General features: G+C 36.4%; 13 protein-coding genes. 2 read left to right on the top strand and 11 right to left on the bottom strand.

Going from position 1 to position 17033, the window contains the following annotated elements:
• Positions 1-162: 162 nt before the first annotated feature.
• From AC6I5C_RS12285 to AC6I5C_RS12270, 4 genes are all read right to left on the bottom strand, one after another.
• Positions 163-399 carry a DUF6095 family protein gene (locus AC6I5C_RS12285; RefSeq protein ID WP_053977546.1) on the bottom strand — a complete coding sequence of 79 codons (237 nt, stop codon included), beginning with the start codon at positions 397-399 and terminating at the stop codon, positions 163-165.
• A complete protein-coding gene (gene murQ, locus AC6I5C_RS12280; protein WP_497905397.1) occupies positions 389-1207 on the bottom strand; it encodes an N-acetylmuramic acid 6-phosphate etherase in 819 nt (272 codons plus the stop codon). Before murQ ends, AC6I5C_RS12285 begins: the two co-directional genes overlap by 11 nt.
• 183 nt (positions 1208-1390) lie before the next feature.
• On the bottom strand, positions 1391-3616 hold the full coding sequence (locus tag AC6I5C_RS12275) for an NADP-dependent isocitrate dehydrogenase (RefSeq protein ID WP_497905396.1): 2226 nt from the start codon (positions 3614-3616) through the stop codon (positions 1391-1393).
• Between the two features lie 191 nt (positions 3617-3807).
• Positions 3808-4377 carry a pentapeptide repeat-containing protein gene (locus AC6I5C_RS12270; protein ID WP_497905395.1) on the bottom strand — a complete coding sequence of 190 codons (570 nt, stop codon included), beginning with the start codon at positions 4375-4377 and terminating at the stop codon, positions 3808-3810.
• 170 nt (positions 4378-4547) lie between these two features.
• Between AC6I5C_RS12270 and AC6I5C_RS12265 the strand changes: the two genes are divergently transcribed.
• Both AC6I5C_RS12265 and AC6I5C_RS12260 read left to right on the top strand, forming a co-directional pair.
• Entirely contained in the window at positions 4548-5864 is a 1317-nt protein-coding gene (locus AC6I5C_RS12265) for a glycoside hydrolase family 2 TIM barrel-domain containing protein (protein WP_497905394.1), read from the top strand.
• A gap of 226 nt (positions 5865-6090) precedes the next feature.
• The gene (locus AC6I5C_RS12260) at positions 6091-9606 is read left to right on the top strand and encodes a glycosyltransferase family 2 protein (RefSeq protein WP_497905393.1); all 3516 of its coding nucleotides are present in this window, start codon (positions 6091-6093) and stop codon (positions 9604-9606) included.
• Between the two features lie 594 nt (positions 9607-10200).
• On the opposite strand, the gene rplS is transcribed toward AC6I5C_RS12260, so the two are convergent.
• The 7 genes from rplS to AC6I5C_RS12225 all read right to left on the bottom strand — a co-directional run bounded on the left by rplS (position 10201) and on the right by AC6I5C_RS12225 (position 16917).
• Positions 10201-10551, bottom strand: a complete 351-nt coding sequence (gene rplS / locus AC6I5C_RS12255) for a 50S ribosomal protein L19 (RefSeq protein WP_053977553.1) — start codon at positions 10549-10551, stop codon at positions 10201-10203.
• Between the two features lie 132 nt (positions 10552-10683).
• The gene (gene trmD, locus AC6I5C_RS12250) at positions 10684-11361 is read right to left on the bottom strand and encodes a tRNA (guanosine(37)-N1)-methyltransferase TrmD (protein ID WP_497905392.1); all 678 of its coding nucleotides are present in this window, start codon (positions 11359-11361) and stop codon (positions 10684-10686) included.
• 148 nt (positions 11362-11509) lie between these two features.
• Positions 11510-12121 (bottom strand): tRNA (guanine-N1)-methyltransferase, encoded by a 612-nt coding sequence (locus tag AC6I5C_RS12245; RefSeq protein WP_076665280.1) that lies wholly within the window; start codon positions 12119-12121, stop codon positions 11510-11512.
• A 130-nt stretch (positions 12122-12251) separates the two neighbouring features.
• Positions 12252-12995 carry an LVIVD repeat-containing protein gene (locus tag AC6I5C_RS12240; RefSeq protein WP_497905391.1) on the bottom strand — a complete coding sequence of 248 codons (744 nt, stop codon included), beginning with the start codon at positions 12993-12995 and terminating at the stop codon, positions 12252-12254.
• Between the two features lies 1 nt (position 12996).
• Positions 12997-13518, bottom strand: coding sequence for a hypothetical protein (locus tag AC6I5C_RS12235; RefSeq protein ID WP_497905390.1), 522 nt, complete (start codon positions 13516-13518; stop codon positions 12997-12999).
• 398 nt (positions 13519-13916) lie between these two features.
• Positions 13917-15362 (bottom strand): glyceraldehyde-3-phosphate dehydrogenase, encoded by a 1446-nt coding sequence (locus AC6I5C_RS12230; protein WP_497905389.1) that lies wholly within the window; start codon positions 15360-15362, stop codon positions 13917-13919.
• A 148-nt stretch (positions 15363-15510) separates the two neighbouring features.
• Positions 15511-16917: a trypsin-like peptidase domain-containing protein gene (locus tag AC6I5C_RS12225; RefSeq protein ID WP_497905388.1), complete on the bottom strand. Its 1407-nt coding sequence runs from the start codon at positions 16915-16917 to the stop codon at positions 15511-15513.
• Positions 16918-17033: the final 116 nt, after the last annotated feature.

The following is a 17033-nucleotide window of genomic DNA, read 5'->3' as shown; positions in this document are numbered from 1 at the left end:
GTTTGTTGTGGAGTACACCGAACCATCTACGGGGCAGAGCAAGGAGTTCAAGGCCCACTTTACCTTGAAGCGTTAGAATTTTCAAACGAAATAAATACTAAACAAAAAATCCAGAACTATTCAGTTCTGGATTTTTTGTGTTTAGAAATAGGAGTCTCAATTTTACTTTTGAAACATGCTATCCATAATAGTTTTAAGACCTTTAAAAGCAAAGTAAATTGCCAAACCACATACAAAAAGTGCAGCCAATAAAATGGGGATGTATAAAGGTTTTTCGGTATTGCTAAAGGCGATATATAACAAGGTAGGCCCCGCGAACATACAAACAAGGGATAGAGCCATTGTTTTAATGCCTTTTAAGAGAATCGTTTTATTGGTGCGTTTAGTTTCAGTTTCCATGGTTGTAATTTTCTATCGCGGTACGGACATTTTTATATTTGTTCAATAATTCCTGGGCTTTGTCTTCAGGAATTTGGAGTTCTTCCATTAGCATTCTGGTTCCTCTATTGACTAACTTATCGTTACTCAATTGCATGTCGACCATTTTATTTCCCTTTACACGACCTAATTGAATCATAGTACTCGTGGTAATCATATTAAGAATCAATTTTTGTGCAGTGCCTGCTTTCATTCTTGAACTACCCGTTACAAATTCGGGGCCTACAATAACTTCAATAGGAAATTGGGCAGTTTTGGATAGGGGACTTTGATGGTTACAAGTAATGCAGCCTGTAATGATATTATGTTGATTGCATTGCTCCAATCCCGAAATGACATAAGGTGTGGTTCCGGATGCAGCAATACCAACGACCACGTCTTTTGAAGAAATATCATATTGGGATAAATCTTCCCAAGCCTGGGTTGTAGAATCTTCGGCAAATTCAACAGCTTTTCTGATGGCGGAATCACCTCCGGCAATAAGTCCGATGACCAAATCATGTGGGACTCCAAAAGTAGGAGGGCATTCCGAAGCATCTAAAATTCCTAGTCTGCCACTAGTTCCAGCTCCAATATAGAAAAGGCGGCCTCCTTCTTTAAGTTTGGCAACAATTTGTGAGACCAAAGCCTCAATTTGTGGTAAGGCTTCTTCAACTGCTAAAGGAACGGTTTTGTCTTCGGCATTGATGTTAACCAATAGGTCCGAAAGACTCATGGCCTCTAGGTTGTTATAATTTGAATCTTGTTCTGTTGTCTTGATAAATTCCATGGTTCAAAAATACGTAATTTTAATTGCGTTAGTGATGGCAGCGGCATCCTTTTGCAAAGACTTTTGCAAAAGATATAGTGGACAGCACGCCCTTTTTGTTAAAAAAGGGAACGCCCAAATAGAAAAGAAAGGGCATAAAAAAAGGCCTCTATTAAGAAGCCTTTTTTGTGTGTATGATAACAATTACAATGAATTGATAATATTGTTGAAGGTTTCGCTAGGACGCATCACCTTGCTTGCCAATTCGAAACTTGGTTCGTAATAACCTCCAATTGATACTGCATGCCCTTGAACTTCGTTAAGCTCGGAAACAATATTCGTTTCGTTGTCTGTTAAGGCTTGCGCTATAGGTGCGAATACTGCTTGCAAATCGGCATCCGTAGTTTGAGCTGCCAAAGCTTGTGCCCAGTACATTGCCAAGTAAAAATGGCTTCCTCTATTGTCAAGTTCGTTAACTTTTCTAGAAGGTCCTTTTTTGTTCTCTAATAACTTTTCAGTAGCGTTATCCAAAGTGTCCGCCAAAACTTGCGCTTTAGGATGGTTTTGGGTTACGGCCATATGCTCAAAAGAAACTGCCAAGGCCAAGAATTCTCCAAGAGAATCCCAGCGCAAGTGGTTTTCTTCCAATAACTGCTCTACGTGCTTAGGTGCCGATCCACCAGCTCCAGTTTCGAACAATCCACCGCCATTCATCAATGGTACGATAGATAACATTTTGGCACTGGTCCCCAATTCCAAAATAGGGAAAAGGTCTGTTAGGTAATCACGCAAAACGTTTCCTGAAACCGAAATGGTGTCTTCACCATTTTTCATGCGCTCCAACGTAAATTTAGTTGCTTCGATAGGAGAAAGGATTCTTAAATCCAATCCTTCGGTATCGTGGTTTGGCAAGTAAGCATTTACCTTTTTGATCAATTCGGCATCGTGTGCTCTGTTTTCATCCAACCAGAATACGGCAGGTGTTTGGGATGCTCTAGCTCTCGTCACGGCCAATTTTACCCAGTCTTGGATAGGCGCGTCCTTAACTTGACACATTCTCCAGATATCTCCAGCTTCAACGTTGTGTTGAATTAAGGTATTTCCTTCGGCATCAATAACACTTACAGTTCCGTTTGCAGTGATTTCGAATGTTTTGTCGTGAGATCCATATTCTTCTGCTTTTTGAGCCATTAAACCTACGTTAGGAACAGTTCCCATAGTAGTTGGATCGAAAGCTCCGTGCTCTTTACAGAAATCGATAGTTGCTGTGTAGACACCTGCATAACTGCTGTCTGGAATTACTGCTTTGGTATCCTGTTGCTCACCTTTAGCATTCCACATTTGTCCAGAAGTACGGATCATGGCAGGCATAGAGGCATCGATGATGATGTCACTTGGTACGTGAAGGTTGGTAATACCTTTATCACTATTTACCATAGCCAAATCAGCACTGTTTGAAATTACAGCATTGATATCGGCTTCAATTTCCTTTTGCTTGTCTTCAGGAAGTTCTTCCAATTTAGCCAATAGGTTTCCAAGTCCGTTGTTGGCATCAACTCCAATAGATTTAAATGTTTCAGCATGTTTGCTGAATACTTCCTTGAAGTATACTTTTACAGCATGACCAAAGATGATAGGGTCTGACACCTTCATCATGGTTGCTTTCATATGTAAAGAGAAAAGAATGTTTTGATCTTTGGCATCTGCAATTTGAGCTTCCAAAAACTCCAAAAGGGCTTTTTTACTCATTACAGAAGCGTCGATGATTTCACCTTCCAAAATAGGGAAACTTTCTTTTAAAATGGTTTCATTCCCATTAGCATCTGTATGAACGATTTTTACAGAAGTAGCATGATCTAAGGTTACCGATTTTTCATTATGTGCAAAATCACCATGGTCCATAGTTGCTACATGCGACTTAGAGTCTGCCGACCAAGCACCCATAGAGTGCGGGTTCTTTTTAGCGTAGTTTTTAACTGCTTTTGGTGCGCGTCTATCAGAGTTTCCTTCACGCAATACCGGGTTTACAGCACTTCCTTTGATCTTATCATATTTAGATTTGATCATTTTTTCTTCATCAGATTTTGGTTCGTCTGGATAACTTGGAATGTTGAATCCTTGACTTTGCAATTCTGAAATGGCTCCTTTCAACTGTGGAATGGAAGCACTGATGTTTGGAAGTTTAATGATATTGGTTTCAGGTAACTTTACAAGCTCTCCTAATTTTGCCAAAGCATCTTCAACTTTTTGGTCTTCGGTCAAAGCTTCTGGAAAAGTAGCTAAAATTCTGCCGGCCAATGAGATGTCCTTGGTTTCTATAGTAATTCCTGACGATTTTGTAAACGCCTTAACTATTGGTAAAAATGACTGTGTAGCTAATGCAGGAGCTTCGTCAGTTTTTGTATAAAATATTGTAGGATTGTTTGACATTTAAGGTTTGTAATTTAATTAATAAAAACGCGCTTTTTTCAAAGCCTTGCAAATATACAAAAATCAACAAGTTATTTACGGTAGACTGACAATAGGTTGACAATTTGAAAATATTGTCGAATTTTCTTGGCTTAAAAGGAATTTTTATTGAGAAATTGTAGTAAAAATCTATTGGGTTTTGGAAGCCTTTTCTAGTCTATATTAATTCGTAAATGGGAAAGCAATCCTAACACCTGATCTTTTGAAAATTTCGCACCTTTTAGTTGATTGTGTTCTGGATTGAAAGTGTAATTGAAGGAGGTTCTAAAATCGGTGTCTTTTAAGTTGGTTTGGTCAAACTGAGTGTTTTTGAGATCGCAATTATGAAACACTGCTTTGGAAAGATCGGTTTGAGTGAAATCGCAATTTTGAAGGTTGCAATCGGTAAAGTGAATACCTCTTAAATTCAAATTATAAAAGGATGCAAAGTTTAATTGACAGTTGTTGAGTTTAAAACTTAGCAAAAATGGATCACACTTATGAAATTGGGCACCGGTGAGCTTGCATTCTCTAAAGGTAATTTCCTTTAAAGAGGCATGGGCCATATTGACATTGCTTAAATTACAGTTGATAAACTCACATTCCATGAAGGAACTATTGGAAATATCGCCTTCAGCAAAATTGCAATTGTCAAAAATACAACAATCGTATTCTCCCTTTTGAAGGGGAGTGTTCACGAAATCTTCGCTTTTGAATATTTGGTCAACTATGCTTAGGCTCATAAAAGTTCTTTATTGCGAAAGTAGGTAAAGTTAAGGGATAATCCTTTAATCTGTTTTATTTGACGTTTATCAGATATATTGAAAAGGGCTCTTTAAGATTTGATACATTTAATTTTCATTTTAAAATTGTTTTATATTGTTGATTTTCAATGTCTAAAATAGTTTCTTGTATGAAGCGCCTTTCAGTTTCCATTGTGTTGGTAATCCTTATGTTGTCGACGTTTTTATATGTCCACCAACCTAATAGACATATTATGAACGATAATGCGACAGTGAGAATTATTGAGACCGAAAATGGCTTTGAAATTCGTAGAAATAATAAGCCATTTTATATAAAAGGTGCGGGAGGGGAGCCTTATTTAAAAGAACTTTCGGATGCAGGGGGCAATACTTTACGATTGTATGATACCACAAATACCACAGCAATATTAAATGAGGCTTTAAAATACGACATTGCTATTATTTTGGATATCCCTTTACCAGATTATAATCGATATGGATGGGCGTATGAAGATGACTCTAATATTGAATTGATGAAGACTAGGATTAGGGACTATGTTTTGGAGCATAAGGACCATCCTGCGTTGTTGATGTGGAATTTGGGAAATGAGCTCATGTTCCCATTTAATTTTGGAAATAATGATTTTATAGATGCATTCAATGCCATGGTGGATCAAATCCATAAGATTGATCCCAATCACCCAGTAGGAACTACAGTAGCTGGAGCTTCAAGAAGACAAGTGTTGTCAATTCATTTTAACACTTCTCTTGACATTGTTAGCTATAACATGTTTGGGAATTTACAGGATTTACATCGAAATCAAACACAGCTCAATCTAGTGACTAATCCTTTGCCTTATTACATAAGTGAGTGGGGGATACATGGGCCTTGGGAGTACAAAAAAAATTCTCTTTGGAATAAAATATACGAACCAACTAGCGTGGAAAAGGCTAAACTTTATAAGGAACAATACCTTTCCTATATCGATGCAGATAGCAAAGGGATAGGAAGTATTGCCTTTTATTGGGGAGACAAACATGAGGGGACTCCAACATGGTTTAACATTTTTGATGAGGAAGGATGTAAATCTAATGTGTATTATGCTTTAAAAGAGGTTTGGAGCGGTGTAAAACCATTCGAAGATGCACCACATATTTCTCAAATCCTTTTAAACCAAAAAGTGGATTCTGATTTACAGCTCTATAGTCCTAATGATATATTAGAGGCTGTTTTATTGTTTGAAGACACCACCTCAAAATATACCTTTAAATGGGAAGTTCTAAAGGAAGGTATAGGTTTTGGAACTTCGTCTAAACAAGAGATCAATGTATTGGACAAGGACAATATTTCAATAAGCAAAATGTCTCGCGTTCAGTTTCAAGCCCCAAAGGAAGAAGGTGCATACAGGCTTATGGCTTATGTATACGATGATCATCAAAACTTTGCAACGGCCAATATTCCATTTTTTGTCTTAAAGAAGGATTGATATGCAAATTCAGGCTCCAAATAAAAAAGAAAAACGTAACCTCAGAATTTTGATTGTTCTAGGTTGCATTAGTATACTTAATTTTTTGTATTGGTTTTTCAAACCAGATTTGGTTGAAAGCAGATTATTATTTGTTTTGCTTACCTGTGTCATAATATTTGATGTTTTTAGGATCATTTACATCTGGTACCATTATTGGGATTTGTCTATCCCGGATAAACCAAAATTGAAGAAAGCTTTTAGTATTGATGTTTTTACCACCTATTGCCAAGGAGAGCCCATTGAAATGGTTGAGAAAACATTATTGGCCATTTCTGATATGGAGGTACCCCACAAAACCTATCTATGCGACGAGGAAGGCAATGCACGGTTAAAAGAGTTTTGCGAAATCCGTGGCATCATTCATGTAACAAGGGATAATAGAATAGATGCAAAAGCGGGAAATATCAATAATGCCTTAAAACAGGCTACTGGAGATATTTGCATCATTTTGGACCCAGACCATGTTCCTGAGCCCAATTTCATTTTAGAGGTAATCCCTTATTTTGAAAATGATGAGATTGGCTTTGTGCAAACTGTTCAAGGTTATTACAACCAAGATGAGTCCTTAGTAGCAAAGGGAGCCGCAGAACAAACCTATCTTTTTTATGGGCCGTTGATGATGACCATGAACTCTTACGGAACCGTGAATGCCATTGGAGCCAATTGTGCGTTTAGAAGAAAGGCATTGGATTCTATAGGAGGACATGCTTCTGGACTTTCTGAAGATATGCATACCAGTATGCAGCTTTATGCTAAAGGATGGAAGTCGGTTTACTTGCCTAAAATGTTAACCAAAGGATTAGTACCAAGTAGTCTTGGAGCTTATTATAAGCAACAGTTAAAATGGGCAAGAGGTACCTTCGAATTGTTGGTGAGTACATACCCTAGACTATTTTCAAAATTTACTTGGCGTCAAAAGCTACACTTTGGCATTTTGCCGCTTCATTATTTAACAGGGTTTATTTATCTGTTTTGTATGCTCATCCCGATTTTGTCACTGTTTCTTAGTACATCACCTTGGAAAGGAAACATTTATAATTTTGGTTTCATTACGTTTCCTGTTTTATCCTGCCTCGTGGGCATTAGAATGTATGTGCAGAAATGGCTTGTCAAACCTAAAGAAAGAGGTGTACACTTTACGGCAGGATTGTTGATGCATTCTGCCTGGTGGATCTATATTTTAGGAACAATTTATACCCTTATCAGAAAAAAGGTCCCTTACATCGCAACTCCTAAGACAAATACTGAAAACACAAAATTCACTCTTGTTTTACCAAATCTTATTTTGGGTGCAATGTCAATTATTGCGATTGTGTATGGACTCAAAAGAGATTTTACGCCTTTCTCAATTTTTATGTCCTTTTATGCTCTTTTCAATGCATTCGACATGTTTTATACCTTAGCCTTTGCCTATGGAGGGGAGGCAAAGAGTAAAGCTCAAAAGGAGGAAAGTTTTATTTCTAAATTTAATTCTTACGCTTTCAATATTTGGCAGAAAGTGGCTGTTCCGGCAGTATGTTTTTTGGTTTTGGCTAGCGGATTTTTGCTCTTTCAAAGTGAACGTATAAAAATAAGAGGTTTTGCTACCGAAATAAAAGCTGATAAAGAGCCTTATAAAATGTTGGGGGCTTTTGTGCCTGGTAAAGATGATGGTATGACTTCATTGAAGGAAGCTGACAAGTTTTCAAGAGAATTAGGAACTTCTCTGGACATTGCCTCTTTTTATCTAGCTTGGAACAAAGAAGAAAATGATATTCCACTTTCTTATTTAGATTCTATTTATGCCAATAATGCCATCCCAATGATTACTTGGGAACCTTGGATTCATACGTTTGAAAGTGATTCAATTCAGGAGAAAAATGTATTTCAATTAATTAATAAAGGAGTGTTCGATTCCTATATTTCTGAATTCGCGGTAAAATTACGAGAGCTTAAAAATCCTGTCTTTTTAAGGTTCGCCCATGAGTTTGACAATCCTTTTTATCCATGGTATAGTAATGAGGAGAATGCGAGCAAGGAGTTTAAGGAAGCTTGGAGATATGTGTACGTAAAGTTTATGGAGGTGTATGCCGATAATGTAATTTGGGTGTGGAATCCTTGGAAAGCAGAAAACATCGAGGACTTTTATCCTGGCGATCATTATGTGGATTGGGTAGGTGTGAATGTTCTAAGTTATGACATAGATTCCATTCCTGAAGAAATGAAAACGTTCAAATTAATGTATGATCCGTTTCACATCATGTTAGAATACGTTTGTGACAAACCAGTGATGATTTCGGAATTTGGTTCCTTGGGAAATGAACAGAACAAGCGAAAATGGATTAACGACGCTTTTAAGGTTTTATATGGAGAGTTTCCTGAAGTCCAATCTATAGTGTTTTTCAATTCAAACCGAGATAATAATCATCCTGATGGTTATGAGGCTAACGAAACCTTTGATTGGAGCATTCAAGGAAATAGGGTTGCCTATCATTATTTCAAGCCATGGGATACTAATAATAAGAATAAGGAGGTTGAGCAGAAAAATAAAAGGGCTTTAGAGACTTCACTTAAAATGAATGACAACCTAGATTTTTTGCTTCACAAATTTCAAGGAGTGAACATGAAAAAAGGGCAAAACTGGAAAACAGATTACCATGTTTTAACACGGGAAAGGTTAGGGCAAGATTTTGCTGAAATGAAGGACTTGGGTATTAATACCATCAAGTTTATGGAAAACGATACTTATGATTACAATTTGCTAAGTATTTCCAATGAATATGGACTGAAGGTAGTTTATAGTTTTTTTGTTCCCGAAACAATAGATTTCCTAAAAGATTCAATTTCACCAATTACTTTAAAAAATCATATCATTGAGAAAATTCAAGAGCGAAAGAATGAAAACCATATTGTTTCTTGGGCCATTGAAAATGATATTCTGAAGCACCAAAAAAGAGTTTATGGTGTGGAGGAACAATTTTTTCAAGGGAAGGCTTATTTAAAATGGTTGGATGATTTGATTTTGGAGATAAATACTATAGATCCAAACAGACCAGTTTCCTTGACTACTACTGTTAATCGCGACGGACTTGTAAGTCTTCAAAAAATACAGGAGAAACTTAAAAGAGACTTCGTAATTGGTTTACATGTTGTAAATAAAGACTATTATGCCCCGATGGCAAATTATTTGAATAGTAAATCTCTAGATTTTTTGATATCTGATATTGAGGTTAAAAATTTAATAAAACTAAAGCCTAAGGAAACGACATTTTGTTTGTCTGAATGGCAAGACCGTTTTGAAGTGAACAGACTTACTTTTGATGGTTTGGTAGATAGGGAAGGACGATTTAAGAAGGAATATTATGATTATGTTAGTTATACCAACTTGAATGCAAATGTTCAAAACTCTCCAACTGTTAAAGTTTTAAAGCCCTATAAACATTTAACTCCGGGCTACGCTTTCACCTATAGTGCTATGGAGTATGATGATAGCATAGGATGGCATATCCCAACAGAGAGTGAAAATATATCAGGTTACGAATGGTCTTTGGTGAAAACAAATTCTAAAGGCGATTTTTTAACCATTAACAGAGTAGGGAACTCTCAGAAAGTAGATATATACATACCTAAAGATTACAATGATTACAGGATTTTGCTTACTGTAAAGAGAGGAGAAATCATGTATAACTATTTAACTAGGTTGGATTACCAAAATGAATAAAAACAAAAGCCATATCATTGTAGATAAACTACCTTGACATGGCTTTCTGAAACAGTTACTTCGTGACCTAATTAACTTACCGTCAAATCAGCCGAGTAGAACTCATGCTCCATCGTCCTTTTCAATTCAAGTTTCACTGTTTCAATGAAACACTTACTAACTTTCAAAATGTATTGCCGTGTTAATAAATGTTTCAATTGTTTTTCTTGATGTATAATATATAAACAATTATACATTGTTTCCTACCTAAACAATCACTTTCGCTTATGCTTCCTTTGGGAACTTTCAATTTTACTAGTTATTGACTGTTTGCACATTCAATACTTTTTAAAATATCATGGTTTGTAAAAACCTCGAAAAACAATTTATAAAGAACGTTGTCTTTATACGTTTAATATAAATCCAAATTATAAACCATTTGAAACCAACATGATGTTGTTATTAGAACGTTATGCTAAATTACGACAAAAAAGCCTGATTTAAAAGAGATTATGTGCTTAATTATTAACTTTTTATGAACTTGACTTGTAAACATTAGTTCATAAAAAAAGCCTTGAAAAATTCAAGGCTTTGTATTGTAAGGAAATTAGAAGATTATTTTCTAACCTCTTTAATTCTAGCTTTTTTACCTGTAAGACCTCTAAAGTAGAAGATTCTTGCACGTCTAACTTTACCTCTTTTGTTAACTTCAATTTTTTGAAGTGCAGGCAAGTTGATTGGGAAAATACGCTCTACACCAACTGTTCCAGACATTTTTCTGATAGTGAAAGTCTCAGAGCTTCCAGAACCTTTGCGTTGCAATACAACACCTTTAAAGAACTGTGTTCTTACTTTTTCACCTTCTCTAATTTCGTAGTAAACAGTAATAGTGTCACCAGCTCCAAACTCTGGGAAATCTTTTTTTGCTACAAATTCGTCTTGTACAAATTTTACTAAAGAATTCATTTCTTTTAAATTTAAATGGTTAAATCCAAACTAACATTCACGGATATCGCCAGAGGTTAACCTGAAATTGGCTGCAAAAATAGTGAATAATTAATTATTTACAACGAAAAGAAACCTTTTTTTACATGAAAACTAGTCGTCTAGCAAATCTGGGCGACGTTCCTTGGTTCTAAGATACGCTTGCTCTTCACGCCATTTTTCGATTTCAGGGAAATTACCACTGAACAATATTTCGGGAACATCCATGCCTTGGTAACTTCTAGGCCTTGTATAGATAGGTGGGGCCAACAGATTATCCTGGAAAGAATCGGTTAGGGCAGAGGTCTCGTTTCCAAGCACGCCAGGAATCAACCGAATCACCGCATCGCAAAGCACGGCAGCTCCCAATTCGCCTCCAGAAAGCACATAATCCCCAATAGAAATTTCCTTGGTGATGAATTTATCACGAACCCGTTGGTCTACTCCTTTATAATGTCCACATAAAATGATGATGTTCTCCTTTAGGGACAATTGGTTGGCAATGCCTTGTTTTAGGCGTTCACCATCTGGCGTCATATAGATAATCTCGTCGTAGTCGCGTTCCGCTTGTAGTTTGGTAATGCACTTATCGATTGGTTCAATCAGCATTACCATGCCAGCGCCGCCACCAAATTGGTAATCATCTACTGTTTTGTAATTATCGGTGGTGTAATCTCTCAAATTATGAAAATGTACTTCAACCAAATTGGCTTCAATAGCACGTTTTAGGATGGAAGCTTCAAATGGACTTTTGAGCAATTCTGGTAATACAGTGATGATATCTATACGCATGATCAAAATTATGAACTGCAAAGATGTGAAAAAGTACGCATTTGGTCATAAGGCTTTGCACTTTTTTAGCATATACCCATTGTGTAGAAAAAGAAAAGCCTCAGCAAAAGAATGCAGAGGCTTTGAATATTGTAAGAGGCAGCAGTAATTAGCCGTTCTTTTGTTTGTTGATTTCGTCCTGTAATTGACGTCTTACTTTTTGCTCACGCTCTAAGGCATTACGTCGGTGTTCTTCAAATTCTTCTTCAGTTTCCGCCAATGCTTGTTTAGCCTGCTTGGTCACTGTATTACTATTGTTGAATTTATAAATGAAGAACAACAAGAAGGCCAAAAGACCTCCAATAATGCTCCATAAAAGCGTACTGTAATTTCCTTTACTCATTTGGATTCCAAACAGTGACATACTGTCTTTTTCAAGATTGGTAGCATCCAAAGTTTCTTGAGTGTTGTTTAAATTGCTTTTTAAGCTAGCTATTTCTACAGCTTGTGAATCTACTACAACTTGAGTGTCTGCCAATTCTTTATGTACAGCTTTCAAAGAATCCAAGGTGTGTGACTTTAATGTGTACAACCACGCTCTTTTAATAACCTTGTAATCTTGATAATTGTTTGATTTTTGAATAACATATTCAAATTGGTTGTCAATAGAACCAGAGTTTAATGAAAGTTGGTCGTCTTCGTCGGTAGATTCTTGGGCTTGGGTGGTAGAAAAACTTAAAAGGAAAATTGAGGAAAATAATACAGTTTTTAAAATATTCATTTCAGCTAGATTAAATTACTTATAGTTAATCGGGGGGCAATATAATAATTTCTATTGATGTAAAGGCCTATTTTATGCCAATAGCCCCAGTTTTGGTGGAGCTATTGGTATATACGAAGGAAATAAGGTTTTAGATGTTTAGAGAACTCAATTCTGTGATGTCCTGAATGTCATTAGGGTTTAAACTGAATTGATACAAGCCATTTTCTCCTATTAAAATTAAAAGGTCTTGGTGAATAATCACATCAAAACCATTTCGGTTGATGGAATTTACCAAGGTTGAACTCGCAGGGTCAGACATATCAAAAATCTTAACTTCATCATCACATACAAATAAATAATCACCATAAAGCCCCAAACCGATTGGTTGGGTTAAATTTCTAGAAGAAATGAGCACAGGATTCACAATATCTGTTACGTCATATGTTTCCAATACATTAATTGTATTACCACAGCCAATGTCGGCATGAAGTGTTACAAAAGCGTAGGTGTCATTGGCCACAACGGGATCGCATGACGTAAAATGCTGCACATCGGAAAGGTATTCTGGAAGTTCAGGATTTTGCACACTATAAATGTACATCCCATTTCTTGAACCTATATATAAATATTCCTTGTAGGCAAATAAGGTTTCAATATTGAACCCTATTGGCACCGAATTCACTTCAACGGGATTGGAAAGATCGGCAATATTAAAAACATGTAAACCGTAAAGGTCTACCGAGTAAAGGTAATCGCCCTTTACAATAAATCTGGCTAGGGAACCACCTTGTCCTGATTCTACATATCCAGAATCCTGAGAGGAAACAATGCTGTCGCTATTACAAGCAGTTAGTAATAGGCAAGCAACCAAAAGTGAGATATATGTTTTCATGTTAGTCTTCGTTTAAAACCCAGTTTATAATAATTTCATCTTCTTCTAAATTGTAATATTCAAAACCATCAGGGGAGAACAATTGGGGAAACGTGTTGGAAATACGTTTTGTAATTGTTACTGTTGAAGTTTCTAAATTGGGTTGTATGGCAATAAGGTCCGTTGCATTATTCACGTACAAAATGTCGCCTTTTATGGCGAGGTCTGAAGAGCCTAAAACTTTAATAAACCCAAGGTTAATTGGGTTTTCAGGGTTAGAATTGTCAAATACATGAAAGCCTTCGTTCTTTTCGTTAATAAATAGGAAGTTGTCCTTGAGGTAAATTTTGCCGGAATTGACAATGCTTTTGGGAGACTCAAAGATAGTCGAGGCTTCAAATTCACTTCGCTCCATGATTATGGGGGTGTAATAGGAGGAGGGCCAAGGTTCGGAAATAATTTCTTCTTCGGAATCTTTAGGAGGCCAGCATCCCAACATTGATACGGCTAATAAAGAAATTAAGAGTAAATTTTTTGTTTTCATATTTTTAATGGATTGGTTGTTTTGTAAATAGATGCGTTTTAAGTTAAAAGGTTGCTTTATCTTTACAGAAAAATATTAACTATTGTAAAATTTTCTCGTTTTTGCTTTCATTTCCAAAAAAAATCATTGATGACAAAGTATAACATAACATTATCATACTTATTAAGCGCTGTTGCACTTTTTTTGATTCTATATTTCTATCTGAATATAGAACTACTGACTTCAATTTACACTGCAGTGTTTGTGTTTGTGGTCCCTAGATTATTTCGTGTATTGGTCGACAAAAGAGAGACGAAGAAATCAATTTAATTTTCCTCTTTAAGCAAAAAGAGTAAATTCAAAATAAAAAGAGCGGATTCAATTTGAATCCGCTCTTTCAGTTTTTAGTTGAAAATCTACTAATAGTAAGTGTAGCGTCTTACTTTAGCTATGTATTTAGCCAATCTGATAACTTGGTGGCTATAGCCATATTCGTTATCATACCAAATGTATAAAACCACGTTCTTGCCATCTGGTCTTACAATGGTAGCTTTACTGTCATATATAGAAGGTGCAGAGCTTCCAATGATATCGCTTGAAACCAATTCGTCACTCATTTCATATTTTATTTGCTCTACTAATTCCCCTTCCAAAGCATATTTTTTCATAATGGTATTCATGCTTTCTACAGAGGTCTCTTTTTCTAAATTTAAATTTAAAATTGCCAAAGACCCGTTTGGAACAGGTACACGAATGGCATTAGAAGTCAATTTGCCTTCTAGAGCAGGTAATGCTTTTGCAACGGCACTTCCAGCACCAGTTTCGGTAATTACCATGTTCAATCCTGCAGCACGTCCACGACGGTATTTTTTGTGGAAGTTGTCCACTAGATTTTGGTCATTGGTATAGGCATGGATGGTTTCCAAATGTCCGCTTACAACGCCATAAGTATCTTCTACAGCCTTTAAAACAGGTGTGATGGCATTGGTTGTACAAGAAGCAGCTGAGAAAATTTTTATTTTGTCAGGGTTGTTATCCAAATGGTTTACTCCGTATACAATGTTTGGGATCCCCTTACCAGGCGCAGTCAACAATACCTTATCGGCTCCTTTCGATTTTAAAAGTCTGCTCAACGCTTCTTTGTCCCTAAAAGCACCTGTGTTGTCTATAACCAAAGCATTTTTTATACCATATGCAGTGTAATCAATCTCCTCTGGACTATTTGCCGAAATGATGCTTACGGTTGTTCCGTTGATAATTAGGGCATTGTTTTTTGGATCGGTTGAAACGGTGCCTGAGAAATCCCCATGTACAGAATCGTTGCGTAACAGAGAGGCTCTTTTTTCCAATACAGTTTCGTCAACGGCACCACGAGTTACAATAGCTCTTAAGCGCAATTGGCTTCCCTTTCCTGTTTTAGACATCAATTCTCTGGCAACCAAACGTCCAATTCTTCCAAATCCATAAAGCACGACGTCTTTCGGTTTGATGGATTCGTTGTTGTAGGCATCTTTCAATTTATTGGCTACAAAATCTGCAGCGCTATACTTTTGGTCTTCTATATGAAATTCATAGGTTAGCTTTCCAATGTCTAATTTGGCTGGTGGCAAGTCTAAGTTTTTAATGGCTTGGGCAATTTCTACCGAATCAAAAATTGAAATTGGCTTTTGAACAAACTCTCCGGCGTATTCGTGTAAGTTCAAGATTTCACTTACGTTTTTGTCGATAAGTTGGTTTCTGAATAAAACAAGTTCTATAGATTTATCGTACCAAAGGTCACTGACAATTTTAATAAATTCTACAGTGGCGCGACGTCTGTCTGCCTGAAAAGCTAATTCCTTTTCATAAGTACCGTTAAGACTCATTTTTTAATGTTTAGTGTGTTGTTAAAATTAAATTTTTGTCAAAAGTACATTATTTCAAACGTTTTCGTAACCATTTTTAACAAATAAAAATCCCCTTACACTACCCAAAATAGCGTAAGGGGATTGACATGTTTTTAAGGAATTTAACTTATCTCCAATAAAAATTTTCTTTTTGACCATTTTTGTTGATAATCTCGAACTTCAATGGTTCTCCGTTTGTGTTTTCGGTAATAATTTTTTTAGCTTCATCAACGTCACGAACTTTAACATCGTTTATAGCTGTGATGATATTACCTTCTTCAATGCCGTTCTTTTTCCAATATCTAGCATAAGTGTTGTCCAAAGCCGCTATTTTAATACCATTATTGGTACGGTATTTTTGCAAATCGGAAGCTTTAGCATTTTTCACTTGTCCAACAATAGGAAGCGTTAAAGTAGAATTCTTCATCAAGGTTACAGGAAGTACCTTTATATCTCCATTTCTTAGTAATGTCACATTGACTACGTCATCCGGACGTTTTGTAGTAAGATAACCTTTCAGGTCGGCAAACTTCGAAATTTTAATGTGATCCAATTTTGTAATGACATCTCCTTCTTTAATACCTGCCAAATCTGCTCCGGTGTCTTCTTCAATGCCGTTTACATAAAATCCTTCCGAAGTTTCCACACCAAAATGTTCAGCTGATTCACTGTTAAGGGAAATTCCTGTAACACCCAAAATACCAGTTTGCACATCGCCAAATTCCATAATGTCTTCTACTACTTTTCTGGCAATATTACTTGGCACTGCAAAGGAATATCCTATATATGAGCCTGTTTGGGAAGAAATAGCGGTGTTGATTCCTATAAGATCTCCATTGGCATTTACCAAGGCACCACCAGAGTTTCCTGGGTTCACGGCTGCATCTGTTTGAATAAAGGACTGTGTGTTGCTGCCAGACAAATCCCTGGCCTTGGCACTAATGATACCTGCAGTTACGGTTGAGGTTAGATTGAATGGATTCCCTACAGCCAATACCCATTCACCAATTTTTGCTTGGTCCGAATCACCAAAGGAAATGTATGGCAAATCTTCATCCGCATCAATTTTTAACAGGGCGATATCGGTTTTTTCATCCGTACCAATAAGTTGGGCATCGTAAATTTTGTTGTCATTCAGTGTAATTGAAATTTCTCTGGCACCATTAATCACATGGTTATTGGTAATGATATAGCCATCCGGAGATATAATGACGCCGCTTCCGGTTCCAACCTGGGCTCTTTGGGATTGCCTTCCAAAGAAGAAATCTTCAAAACTGTTTTGTCCTGTAATGATGGCCGTGTTCTTAACGTGCACTACAGAGTGGACCGTTTTTTCCGCAGCCGAAACAAAATTGGGTGCATTCACGGCATTGGCAATATTGGAAACGTTCTGGACGGTTGGAAAATATGTAGATTCGCTAACCGTCGTAGGGGATTGGAAAGCAGTATTTTGATCGAAATACATTTTATAGGCAGACAGTGTAATGACTCCACCTAATACGGAAACTAAAACTAAAGACAGTAATTTTTTCATAGTTTATTAGGATTTTATGGTTTATATATTGAATAATTTAACGTTTAAAATTACTTTTTTATTGAATGGGTAATTTCTATTTAACGCTTTTTAACGTTGGTTTTAACGCCTATTTA

The sequence above is a fragment of the Mangrovimonas sp. sgz306409 genome, assembly GCF_059735265.1.
Note: the sequence above shows the minus strand (reverse complement) of the source record. Positions and strands in the feature narration are given on the sequence as shown.